The sequence below is a fragment of the Dechloromonas sp. ZS-1 genome, from assembly GCF_039649255.1.
Lineage (GTDB): Bacteria > Pseudomonadota > Gammaproteobacteria > Burkholderiales > Rhodocyclaceae > Azonexus.
In genome coordinates this window covers 71,806-82,175 of record NZ_JBDIYD010000013.1, presented here as the reverse complement: position 1 = coordinate 82,175, position 10,370 = coordinate 71,806, and the positions used below count along the sequence as shown (strand labels likewise).

13 protein-coding genes and 3 tRNA genes are annotated in these 10,370 nt (G+C 63.9%); 1 reads left to right on the top strand and 15 read right to left on the bottom strand.

What is annotated here, in order from left to right; translation table 11 throughout:
* From AACO21_RS14030 to AACO21_RS13995, 8 genes are all read right to left on the bottom strand, one after another.
* Positions 1-74: transfer RNA gene (locus AACO21_RS14030), tRNA-Asp, on the bottom strand.
* 12 nt (positions 75-86) lie between these two features.
* Positions 87-162 (bottom strand) — tRNA-Glu (locus tag AACO21_RS14025).
* A 24-nt stretch (positions 163-186) separates the two neighbouring features.
* A tRNA-Ala gene (locus tag AACO21_RS14020) sits at positions 187-262 on the bottom strand.
* Between the two features lie 62 nt (positions 263-324).
* Entirely contained in the window at positions 325-1,719 is a 1,395-nt protein-coding gene (gene gltX, locus AACO21_RS14015) for a glutamate--tRNA ligase (protein WP_346193149.1), read from the bottom strand.
* Between the two features lie 210 nt (positions 1,720-1,929).
* The gene (locus AACO21_RS14010; RefSeq protein ID WP_346193148.1) at positions 1,930-2,499 is read right to left on the bottom strand and encodes a YceI family protein; all 570 of its coding nucleotides are present in this window, start codon (positions 2,497-2,499) and stop codon (positions 1,930-1,932) included.
* Between the two features lie 28 nt (positions 2,500-2,527).
* The gene (locus AACO21_RS14005; protein ID WP_346193147.1) at positions 2,528-3,088 is read right to left on the bottom strand and encodes a YceI family protein; all 561 of its coding nucleotides are present in this window, start codon (positions 3,086-3,088) and stop codon (positions 2,528-2,530) included.
* Positions 3,089-3,104: 16 nt separating this feature from the next.
* Positions 3,105-3,641 carry a cytochrome b gene (locus AACO21_RS14000; RefSeq protein WP_346193146.1) on the bottom strand — a complete coding sequence of 179 codons (537 nt, stop codon included), beginning with the start codon at positions 3,639-3,641 and terminating at the stop codon, positions 3,105-3,107.
* Positions 3,642-3,652: 11 nt separating this feature from the next.
* Entirely contained in the window at positions 3,653-4,459 is an 807-nt protein-coding gene (locus tag AACO21_RS13995; RefSeq protein ID WP_346193145.1) for a class III extradiol ring-cleavage dioxygenase, read from the bottom strand.
* 110 nt (positions 4,460-4,569) lie between these two features.
* Between AACO21_RS13995 and AACO21_RS13990 the strand changes: the two genes are divergently transcribed.
* The gene (locus tag AACO21_RS13990) at positions 4,570-5,493 is read left to right on the top strand and encodes a LysR family transcriptional regulator (RefSeq protein ID WP_346193144.1); all 924 of its coding nucleotides are present in this window, start codon (positions 4,570-4,572) and stop codon (positions 5,491-5,493) included.
* A 151-nt stretch (positions 5,494-5,644) separates the two neighbouring features.
* Here AACO21_RS13990 and AACO21_RS13985 read toward each other — a convergent pair whose 3' ends face one another.
* The 7 genes from AACO21_RS13985 to AACO21_RS13955 form a co-directional block, all read right to left on the bottom strand.
* Positions 5,645-5,968, bottom strand: coding sequence for a hypothetical protein (locus tag AACO21_RS13985; protein WP_346193143.1), 324 nt, complete (start codon positions 5,966-5,968; stop codon positions 5,645-5,647).
* A 198-nt stretch (positions 5,969-6,166) separates the two neighbouring features.
* The gene (ureG, locus tag AACO21_RS13980) at positions 6,167-6,775 is read right to left on the bottom strand and encodes an urease accessory protein UreG (protein ID WP_346193142.1); all 609 of its coding nucleotides are present in this window, start codon (positions 6,773-6,775) and stop codon (positions 6,167-6,169) included.
* An 8-nt stretch (positions 6,776-6,783) separates the two neighbouring features.
* Positions 6,784-7,470 (bottom strand): urease accessory protein UreF, encoded by a 687-nt coding sequence (locus AACO21_RS13975; protein ID WP_346193141.1) that lies wholly within the window; start codon positions 7,468-7,470, stop codon positions 6,784-6,786.
* The gene (gene ureE, locus AACO21_RS13970) at positions 7,467-8,006 is read right to left on the bottom strand and encodes an urease accessory protein UreE (RefSeq protein ID WP_346193140.1); all 540 of its coding nucleotides are present in this window, start codon (positions 8,004-8,006) and stop codon (positions 7,467-7,469) included. Before ureE ends, AACO21_RS13975 begins: the two co-directional genes overlap by 4 nt.
* A 5-nt stretch (positions 8,007-8,011) precedes the next feature.
* On the bottom strand, positions 8,012-8,344 hold the full coding sequence (locus AACO21_RS13965; RefSeq protein WP_346193139.1) for a multidrug efflux SMR transporter: 333 nt from the start codon (positions 8,342-8,344) through the stop codon (positions 8,012-8,014).
* Between the two features lie 6 nt (positions 8,345-8,350).
* Entirely contained in the window at positions 8,351-10,057 is a 1,707-nt protein-coding gene (gene ureC / locus AACO21_RS13960) for an urease subunit alpha (RefSeq protein ID WP_346193138.1), read from the bottom strand.
* The gene (locus AACO21_RS13955; protein WP_346193137.1) at positions 10,057-10,362 is read right to left on the bottom strand and encodes an urease subunit beta; all 306 of its coding nucleotides are present in this window, start codon (positions 10,360-10,362) and stop codon (positions 10,057-10,059) included. The genes ureC and AACO21_RS13955 overlap by 1 nt, the downstream gene beginning before the upstream one ends.
* Positions 10,363-10,370 lie beyond the last annotated feature (8 nt).

The following is a 10,370-nucleotide window of genomic DNA, read 5'->3' as shown; positions in this document are numbered from 1 at the left end:
CGGAGTGGACGGGGCTCGAACCCGCGACCCCCGGCGTGACAGGCCGGTATTCTAACCAACTGAACTACCACTCCGCGCTTAAATCTTGGCGTCCCCACGGGGATTCGAACCCCGGTTACCGCCGTGAAAGGGCGGTGTCCTAGGCCTCTAGACGATGGGGACCCGGACAAAACTGCGTTTCTTTCTTGGTGGAGGTACGCGGGATCGAACCGCGGACCTCTTGCATGCCATGCAAGCGCTCTCCCAGCTGAGCTATACCCCCTCGAAAGAAGGCCGCATTATAGAGAGGTGAAACCTCGCTGTAAAGGGCCTTTTGGGATTTTTTTAAAGATTTTTGCCGAGGGCGGCCAGCACGCCGTCGCGGCCGATCAGTTCGACCACGGCGTCGACCGACGGGGTCTGTGCCTGACCGGTCAGCAGAACACGCAGCGGCATGGCCAGTTTGGGCATTTTCAGGCCGTGCTGAGTGACGCAGGCCTTGATCAGCGCGTTGATGGCCGGGGCTTCCCAGGTCACGTCGGCGATCCCGGCGGCAAAGTCGGCCAGGGCCGGGCGGGCTTCGTCCGAGAGGTGCTGGGCGAGCAGTTCTGCAGACGGGTTCACTGGCTTGTAGAAAACTTCGACCGCATCGGCCAGGACGTTCAGCGTGTTGCAGCGGTCGACATAGAGCGCGACGGCTTTTTCCAGGCAGGGGCCGGCATCAGTGTCGATGCCACGCGCGGTGAGGCGCGGCTTGACCTTGGCGGCCAGCTCGGCAGCCGGCAACTGCTTCATGTAATGCTGGTTCAACCAGAGCAGCTTTTCGGTGTTGAACTGGGCGGCGGAGGCGGTGATGTGGTCGAGGTCGAACCATTCGACGAACTGCTGGCGCGAGAAGACTTCGTCGTCGCCGTGCGACCAGCCGAGGCGGGCCAGATAGTTGATGACCGCTTCCTTGAGGAAACCGTCTTCGTCGTACTGCATGACCGAGACCGCGCCATGGCGCTTGGAGAGCTTGGCGCCGTCGTCGCCGAGGATCATCGAGAGGTGGGCGTAGGTCGGCACTTCGGCGCCCAGTGCCTTCAGGATGTTGATCTGGCGCGGTGTGTTGTTCACGTGGTCGTCACCGCGGATGACATGGGTGATGCCCATGTCCCAATCGTCGACGCAGACGCAGAAGTTGTAGGTCGGGGTGCCGTCGGCGCGGGCAATGATCAGGTCGTCGAGTTCGTCGTTGCTGATCTCGATGCGGCCCTTGACCGCGTCGTCCCAGGCCACCACGCCGCCCTTCGGGTTCTTGAAGCGGACCACCGGCGGCACGTCGGTCGGCGGGGTCGGCAGGGTCTTGCCGTCTTCCGGACGCCAGCGGCCATCGTAGCGCGGCTTGATCTTCTGGGCTTCCTGCTCGGCGCGCAGGGCGTCGAGTTCGTCCTTGCTGGTATAGCAGTAGTAGGCATGGCCCTGGGCCAGCATTTCCTGGATGACCGCCTTGTAGCGATCCATGCGCTGCATCTGGTAGTAGGGGCCGTCGTCGTGGGTCAGTTCCAGCCAGGCCATGCCGTCGAGGATGGCTTGCACGGCTTCGGGCGTCGAGCGGGCAACATCGGTGTCTTCGATGCGCAGCACGAAGGTGCCGCCGTGGCGACGGGCATAGGCCCAGGAGAAGAGGGCGGTGCGGGCGCCGCCGATGTGCAGGTAACCGGTGGGGCTGGGGGCGAAACGGGTGCGAACGGGCTTCATGAAGGACGGAATCCGGAAAAACGCTGGAAATCAAGTTGCCGCCGCGCAGCGATCGGCGCAGGGCAGGGACGGTCGTCCCGGCACGGAAAAGGCCGTGCGATCAGGACATTGGAGCAGGATTCTACCCGTTTGCGGCGGGTCGCCCAAATGCCGCGGGCCGACCCGCCCGCCAGGGCAAGGTCGGCCCGCCTGAGCTGGCGAGGTGCCGGCTTACTGCTTGATGGCTTCGACCGCGATGTCGATGCGGACTTCGTCGCCGACGTAGGGGGCGTACTTGCCGGCGTTGAATTCGGAGCGCTTGACCACGGTCCAGGCGTTGGCGCCGATGGCGTCCTTCTTCATCATCGGATGCGGCATGGCCTGGAAGGAGGTGACGGTCAGCGTGACCGGGCGGGTGACGCCTTTCAGGGTCAGGTTACCTTCCACGGCCACCGGCTTGTCGCCTTCGAACACGACCTTGGTCGATTTGAAGGTGGCGGTCGGGTACTTGGCGGTGTCGAGGAAGTCTTCACCCTGAATGTGCTCGTTGAAGGTGGCAAAGCCGGTGTTCACCGATTTGGTGTCGATCACGATGTCGACCGTCCCCGTCTTGGCGGCCTTGTCGAAGACGATGGTGCCGGTGGTCTTGTCGAAGCGGCTCAACTGGGTCGAATAGCCGAAGTGGCTGTACGAGAAGCGCGGGTAGGTGTGGGTGCCTTCAATGGCGAAGGTTTCCGGGGCAGCCAGGGCGGGCAGGGAGACGGCCGAGGCGAGGAGGAGGGCGGTAAGGGTTTTTTGCATGATGATTTCTCCTGAAGGGTGAGGGGGGTTACTTGCTGGAAGCGGTGATGCGGAACTTGAGCTGGATGTCGTTGGCAACAATGTCGAACTTGGCCCAGCTGCCTTCGCCGATCGAAAAATCGCCCCGGCGCAGCGTGAAACCGCCGTCGAACTGGGCGTTCTTGCCCAGGGTGCTGACAGTGGCCGGGATGACGACCGGCTGGGTTTTGCCCTTGATCGTCAGTTGACCGGCGACCTCGTAGCGGTTGCCGCCGAGCGGGCGGACTTCGCTCGAGACGAAGCGGGCGGTCGGGAAAAGCTTGGTGTTGAACCAGGGCTTGCCGGCGACTTCCTGGTCGGCTTCGCTGGAGCCGGTATCGACGCTGGCCAGATCGACCTCGAAGCTGGCTTTGGCGGCTGCCGGCTTGGCCGGGTCGAAGTTCAGCGTGGCGGCGAATTTGCGGAACTGGCCGTCCATCTTGACGCCCATCTGCTGGTAGCTGAAGTTCAGGGCGCTTTTCTCCGGCTGGACCTGGGTGTATTCGATGGCGTGTGCGCCGAGGGCGGTGAGCAGCGCGGCGCTGCCGATCAGGGGGCGGATGTGTTTCATGAGAGGTTCTCCAAAATTAGCGTTGGGGCAGCATGCGGGTCAGGATGTCGTCCCGATCGATGAAGTGGTGTTTCAGTGCCGCGCCGATGTGACCGGCCAGGATGGCGACGAACGCCAGGTTGAGGATGAGATGGGCCTGCGCGAGCAGGTCGCCGAGCGCTTTGTCTTTGCTCAGGAGATCGGGCAGCGGCAGGATGCCGAACCAGACGGTCTGGAAGCCTTTGGCCGAACTCATCAGCCAGCCGCTGAGCGGAATGGCGAACATCAGCACGTAGAGCAGGGCGTGACCGGCATGCGCGGCCAGGCGATGGGCGACCGGCATGCTGCCCGGCAGTGCGGGCGGCGTGTGGGTCAGGCGCCAGCCGAGGCGCAGGGCGGCGAGCAGGAAGGCGCTGACGCCGGCCCATTTGTGCCACGCGTACAACTGCAGTTTTTCCGGAGAGAGCGGCAGGTCATGCATGTAAAAGCCCAGGCCCAGAAGGCCGATCAATAAAGCGGCCATCAGCCAGTGGAGCAGGCGGGCGGTGCGGGTATAGCGGGGGGCGTGGGTCACGGTCGACCTCCTTAACGGGGCAAAAATGCGTAGGCGTCCATGGCGATCACGTAATCGTCGATGCCACGGTGGAAACGTTCGGCGCGGGCGGTGCTGCCGGCTGCACCGAGGGCGATGAAGAAGGGCAGCAGATGCTCTTCGCTCGGATGGGCGCGCACCGCATCCGGCGCCTGGCGGCGGTAATCGAGCAGCACCGAAACATCGTTGTCGTCAGCGCGCTCGGCCAGCCAGTCGGCAAAGGCGCGGACATAGGCCGGTGTCTGCCCGCCGTTCTGCCAGGCCGATTGAAAATCGCGAAGGTTGTGCGTGAGGCTGCCGGAGCCGATGATCAAAAAGCCTTGGCCGGTCAGCGGGGTGAGTGCCTGACCCATGCGGTAGGCGAATTCGGGGCCGTGCTGCGCGGGCAGGGAGAGCGGGACGACCGGGATGTCCGCATCCGGATACATCAGGCGCAGCGGGACCCAGGCGCCGTGATCGAGGCCACGCTCGGCATCGCGGGTGACCGGCAGGCCGGCGGCACGCAGGGCATCATGCACGGCATCGGCGGCTTCGCGGCACCCGGTGGCGGGATAGCGCAAGGCATAGAGGGGTTCGGGAAAGCCCCAGAAATCATGGATGGTGTCCAGGCGATCAGCCGTGCCGACGGTCGGCATGTCGGTGATCCAGTGCGGGCTGATGATCAGGATGGCGCGCGGTCGCGGCAATTGGTCGGCCTGACGAGCCAGTGCAGCCCCGGCGGCACCCGGGTTCAGTGCAAAAGTCGGCGCCCCGTGCGGGACGAAGAGGCTGGGGAGGCGGGGGGAAACGGTGGCAGTCATGGTGGTGAGCGTGCTGAATGTCGATGGGTGTACTTTAGGCGGATTGTTTGGTGCAAAATAGGTGACAATGTGGAAATCAATGTTGTCAAAATGGCAACAATGGAGGGGTGATGGATCGACTGGAGGCCATGCATTTATTCGTCCGTGTGGCGGAGTTGGGGAGCTTCGCTGCCGTGGCGCAGCAACTGGGGGTGGCTCGTTCCGTGGTCACGCGGCAGGTCGCCGCGCTCGAGGCGCATCTGGGCAGCAAGCTGATGGTGCGCAGCACCCGTCGCCTGACCCTGACCTCGGCCGGATCGGCTTACCTGGAGAAATGCCGGGTCATTCTCAATCTGGTGGAGGCGGCGGAAACCGATATCGCGGCCGAGCAGGCCGCGCCGCGCGGGCCGATCCGCCTCGGTCTGCCGCTCAGTTTTGGCGTGCGCCGCGTCGCGCCGCTGCTCCTGGATTTCGCTGCGCGTTATCCCGAAGTCTCCCTGGACATGGATTACAGCGACCGGCGCATGAACCTGATCGAAGAAGGGATCGATCTTGCCATCCGCGTGACCCGGCAACTGGGGCCGGGTGACGTGGCACGCAAGCTGGGTACCAGTCACATGAAAGTGGTGGCATCCCCGGATTACCTGGCGCGTCACGGTCGACCGCAGGTACCGGCGGATTTGTCCGATCACGCGTATCTGGGCTACACCCTGGCCGGACGCAGCGATGTGCTGTTCATCCAGAATGGCGCGAGCGTCGGGGTGCCGGTACGTAGCCGCATCAATGCGAGCAACGGCGAAGTTCTGGTCGAGGCTGCGGTGCGCGGCATGGGCATTACCTGCCACCCGGACTTTATTGTCGATGACTACCTGGCCGACGGTCGACTCGTCCAGATCCTCGAAAACCACGCCACACCGGCCCTCGGCATCTATGCCATGCTGCCCACCAACCGCCAGGTGCCGCATCGCGTGCGCGTGCTGATGGATTTCCTGGCTGATTCCCTGGGCAAGCACGAGCCGGGCGCGCCCGCGATGGCGAGGCTGCCCAAATCATGAGCAGCGCAAGAAAAAGCCTGTTTGCTCAGTAACCTGAGGCATTCGTCCCGAAGCTTCACACATGCTTATCCACAGGTTTTGGGGATAAGGCAGGGGCAGCAGCCCGCCATGGGCGATGCCGATGTGCTGCACACCGGTGCGCGCTCGGCGCTTACCAGGCGCGAGCGCCCATCAGGTAATTGCGGGTTTCCTTGCTGTTGACCGTCGGCGCTGCCGCCGGTGTGGTCGGGATGGCCGGTGCAAGCTCGGCCGCCGGGGGGCTGGCCGGCGGCAGCAGCAGGTCGCGCAGCCTGAGCACCATGACCAGCAGCCCTTCGTCGGCGGCGTCTTCTTCAATCTCGGCCAGACGTTGTCGGGCGTAGGCCGGGTCTCGGGTCAGTTTTTCCAGGTCGACGCTTTGGGCCAGCGTCCGTTTGACCTGGAGCTTGAAGCGGGCCAGCAATTGGGCGATTTCGAGTTGTTGTTCGATGGGCATGGACGCTCCTGAAAATCCGGATGGACCGTGTCGGGGTCGTCCTATCTAGCGAAAATCATTCCAGTTTGATGTTTTGTTTTAAGTGTTTGTTTTGTATGAAAAATTTTGTTTTGTGGGCGACTCGGGTTACTTGGGTTAGAACAATGCTGGTGCTCAGGCGGATAGGGGGCGCCGATTTGGTGCGCTGCAGCATCGCATTTAGCGCAGCATGCCCTCGCTCAGGATGAAATCGATGATGCGATCCAGACCTTCGCCTGTTTTCAGGTTGGAGAAGACGAAAGGGCGTGTGCCGCGTTGTACCGTGGCGTCGGCGGCCATGACCTCGAGCGAGGCGCCGACCATGGGTGCGAGGTCGATCTTGTTGATGACCAGCAGGTCGGATTTGGTGATGCCGGGACCGCCCTTGCGCGGGATTTTTTCGCCCGCTGCAACATCGATCACATAGAGGGTTAGGTCGGAAAGTTCGGGGGAAAAAGTTGCGGCCAGATTGTCACCGCCCGATTCGACGAGGATCAGTTCGACGCCGGGAAATGCCCGCTGGAGGCGGTCGACCGCCTCCAGGTTGATCGACGCATCTTCGCGGATGGCGGTGTGCGGGCAGCCGCCGGTTTCGACGCCGATGATGCGCTCCGGCGCCAGCGCCGAGTGGTTGACCAGGAATTTGGCATCTTCGGCGGTGTAAATGTCGTTGGTGACCACGGCCATGTCGATCTTGTCGCGCAGGGCCTGGCACAGGGCGAGGGTGAGGGCGGTCTTGCCGGAGCCGACGGGGCCGCCGATACCGACGCGCAGGGCTTGTTTGCTCATGGGGTTTCCTAGGATCTGAAGAGACGGGAATACTGGGTTTCGTGACGGGCGCAGGCGATGGCGAACCCCGGGGTGAAGTTCGACCATGCGCTTTCGGGCAGGCTGAGGGCGTCGACCGTCACCGACGGGATCAGTCCGCCGAGTTCGGCGAGCAGGCGTTGGCCGCTGGCCTGGCCGAGCGGTACGGCCTTGAGTGCGGCCATGACCTGATTTTCTGCCCATGACCAAAGGTAGGCGGTCAGGGCATCGGCGGGATCGATCTGCCAGGCCGCTGCCATGCCGGCCCAGCCAGTCGGAAAAGCCGGTGTTGCCAATGCAGCCAGGCGTGCTTCGACGGTCGACAGGCCGGGATCGCGCAAATCGCGCACCAGGCGATGCAGGGAAAAGCCCATCTGCACGGTTTCAGCACGCAATTCGGCCGATTCCCGGCTGGCCAGAAAGTCGTCATTGAGCCGTAGCAGCGCTTCGTCTGTATCGGCTTGCCAGGCCCGCATCAGTGCTGCGACGAGCGGTGCTTCATAGCGACCGATACCGTGCGTGAGCAGGTCCGTGATCCAACGCGCGCAGCTGGCTTCATCCCGGATGACGCCGCATTCCACCGCCCATTCGAGGCCTTGCGAATAGGTGTAGGCACCGACCGGCAGGGTCGGGCTGGCCAGTTGCAGCAGGCGGGTTAGTTGCAGGGCGGCGGTCAACGCGGTTTGAACTCGTGGATTTTCGGCACGGAGCGATGTGGACCGTGACCGGGGTTGTGCAGGTCGGCCTGCTCCGGCGCGTCGCCATGGTGATGATGTCCGCCGTGCGCGCCATAGGCACCGGATTCGGGCTGGAAGGGGGCTTCGACGTCGCGCACCGTGCAGCCGAGGCCGCGCACCATCTCGGCCAGGACATGGTCAGTCTGGAAACGCAGCAGACCGCCGCTGTCTGTCGGCAGGAGCTGCACCGGTACGTGACGGTTGCCAAGGTGATAGGCCGCGCGGGCGAAGAGCAGCGGGCTGTCGGCCACGGCCTCAATCAGCTTTTCCGGGGCGGCGAGGATGTCCACGACCGTACTGCCATCTTCGGCGATGAGCCGGTCGCCGCCGTGCAGATGATCGCCGCGTTCGAGAAAAATGCCGGCAGCCAGCCCGGATGCGAGCGTGACCTTGAGCCGGCTGCGTTTGCGTGCATCGTAGGCCAGCGCCACTGTATCGGTGGCGGGGGCGGAAGTGCGTTGGTTGAAAATGAGCATGGCGATCAGTGAGCGACAGTGTTCGAGAAAACGTTGAGGATGACGACGCCGGCGACTATCAAGCCGAGGCCTAGGATGGCCGGCAGGTCGAGTGACTGGCCATAGACTAGCCAGCCGACCAGGGCGACCAGTGCAACGCCGACGCCGGACCAGATGGCGTAAGCGACTCCGACTGGCAGCGTACGCAGTACGACCGAGAGGCAATAGAAAGCGATGCCGTAGCCGATCACGACCAGCAGCGACGGCCAGGGGCGGGTGAAGCCCTCGGCCGCCTTGAGTGCCGAGGTGGCAATGACTTCGCTGACGATTGCCACGGCAAGGTAAAGCCAGTGCTGCATACCGTCTCAGAACAGGAAGTAACGCTGCGCCAGCGGCAGTTCAGCGGCCGGTTCGCAGACTAGATGGACGCCGTCGGCCTTGACCACGTAGGTTTCGGGATCGACGCTGATCTCCGGCGTGGCGCCGTTGTGCACCATGTCGGCTTTCTGGATGCCCCGGCAGCCGGAGACGGCGACCAGCGGTTTTTGTAGTCCCAGGGCGTTGACCGCCGGATTCTTCAAGGCGGCCTGTGAGACGAAGGTGACCGAGGTTTTCAGCGCCTTGCCGAAGCTGCCGAACATCGGCCGGTAATGCACCGGCTGCGGCGTCGGGATCGAGGCGTTGGGGTCGCCCATCGCGGCGGCGGCGATCATGCCGCCCTTCAAAATCAGCGAAGGTTTGACGCCGAAGAAAGCCGGTTTCCACAGCACCAGGTCGGCCAGCTTGCCGACTTCGATGGAGCCGACGGTGTGCGCAATGCCGTGCGTCAGCGCCGGGTTGATCGTGTATTTAGCGATGTAGCGTTTCACCCGGAAATTGTCGTGGCGCGCGTTGTCTTCCGGCAGCGTGCCGCGCTGCAGCTTCATCTTGTGCGCCGCCTGCCAGGTGCGGATGATCACCTCGCCGACGCGGCCCATGGCCTGCGAGTCGGACGACATCATCGAGAAGACGCCCAAGTCGTGCAGGATGTCTTCGGCGGCAATCGTTTCGCGGCGGATGCGGCTTTCGGCGAAGGCGACGTCCTCGGCGATGCTCGGGTCAAGATGGTGGCAGACCATCAGCATGTCGAGATGCTCGTCGATGGTATTCACCGTGTAGGGCATGGTCGGGTTGGTCGAGCTGGGCAGAACATTGGGCAGCCCGGCCGCCTTGATGATGTCCGGCGCGTGGCCGCCACCCGCGCCTTCGGTGTGGAAGGTGTGGATGGTGCGGCCCTTGAAGGCGTCGATGGTCGCCTCGACGAAGCCGGATTCGTTGAGCGTGTCGGTATGGATGGCGACCTGGATGTCCATCTCGTCGGCGACCGACAGGCAGCAATCGATGGCGGCCGGCGTCGTGCCCCAGTCCTCATGCAGCTTGAGGCCGATGACGCCGGCCTCGACCTGCTCGCGCAGGGCTTCCGGCAGGCTGGCGTTGCCCTTGCCGAGGAAACCGAGGTTCATCGGGAAGGCCTCGGCGGCTTCGAGCATGCGGTGGATGTGCCACGGGCCGGGGGTACAGGTCGTCGCGAAAGTGCCGGTCGCCGGCCCTGTGCCGCCGCCGATCATGGTAGTGACGCCGGAATTCAGCGCTTCCTCGATCTGCTGCGGGCAGATGAAGTGGATGTGGCTGTCGATGCCGCCGGCGGTGACGATCATGCCTTCGCCGGCAATGACTTCGGTGCCGGGGCCGACGACGATGCTCACGCCGGGCTGGATGTCCGGGTTGCCGGCCTTGCCGATGGCGGCGATGCGGCCGTCCTTGAGGCCGATGTCGGCCTTGACGATGCCGGTCACGGCATCGACGATCAGCGCGTTGGTTATCACGGTATCGACGGTCTCTGCGGAAACGCGCTGGCTCTGGCCCATGCCGTCGCGGATGACCTTGCCGCCGCCGAATTTCACTTCCTCGCCGTAGATCGTGTAGTCCTGCTCGACCTCGATGATCAACTCGGTATCGGCCAGACGCAGGCAGTCGCCGGTCGTGGGGCCGAACATTTCGGCGTAGGCCTGACGGGAAATTTTCGTACTCATCACAGTGCTCCCTGAACGAGGCCGCGGAAACCGTAAACCTTGCGTTCGCCGGCCAGCGCGACCAGTTGCACGGTGCGCGTCTGGCCCGGCTCGAAGCGCACGGCGGTGCCGGCGGCGATGTCGAGGCGGTAGCCGCGTGCGGCGTTGCGGTCGAAGCTCAGCCCTGCGTTGGTTTCAAAGAAGTGATAGTGCGAGCCAACCTGAATCGGCCGGTCGCCAGTGTTCGCCACAACCAGCGTGATGGTCGGGCGGCCGGCGTTGAGTTCGAGTTCGCCGGGTTCGGCGAGGAGTTCTCCGGGGATCATGGCGTTCT

Bases quoted from the DNA above. Each gene is read 5' to 3' on its own strand.
- AACO21_RS13995 (WP_346193145.1), bottom strand. From the start codon at position 4,459: ATGACTGCCACCGTTTCCCCCCGCCTCCCCAGCCTCTTCGTCCCGCAC.
- ureG (WP_346193142.1), bottom strand. From the start codon at position 6,775: ATGAGCAAACAAGCCCTGCGCGTCGGTATCGGCGGCCCCGTCGGCTCC.
- AACO21_RS13985 (WP_346193143.1), bottom strand. From the start codon at position 5,968: ATGCCCATCGAACAACAACTCGAAATCGCCCAATTGCTGGCCCGCTTC.
- gltX (WP_346193149.1), bottom strand. From the start codon at position 1,719: ATGAAGCCCGTTCGCACCCGTTTCGCCCCCAGCCCCACCGGTTACCTG.
- AACO21_RS13955 (WP_346193137.1), bottom strand. From the start codon at position 10,362: ATGATCCCCGGAGAACTCCTCGCCGAACCCGGCGAACTCGAACTCAAC.
- AACO21_RS13990 (WP_346193144.1), top strand. From the start codon at position 4,570: ATGGATCGACTGGAGGCCATGCATTTATTCGTCCGTGTGGCGGAGTTG.
- ureC (WP_346193138.1), bottom strand. From the start codon at position 10,057: ATGAGTACGAAAATTTCCCGTCAGGCCTACGCCGAAATGTTCGGCCCC.
- AACO21_RS14010 (WP_346193148.1), bottom strand. From the start codon at position 2,499: ATGCAAAAAACCCTTACCGCCCTCCTCCTCGCCTCGGCCGTCTCCCTG.
- AACO21_RS13965 (WP_346193139.1), bottom strand. From the start codon at position 8,344: ATGCAGCACTGGCTTTACCTTGCCGTGGCAATCGTCAGCGAAGTCATT.
- ureE (WP_346193140.1), bottom strand. From the start codon at position 8,006: ATGCTCATTTTCAACCAACGCACTTCCGCCCCCGCCACCGATACAGTG.
- AACO21_RS14005 (WP_346193147.1), bottom strand. From the start codon at position 3,088: ATGAAACACATCCGCCCCCTGATCGGCAGCGCCGCGCTGCTCACCGCC.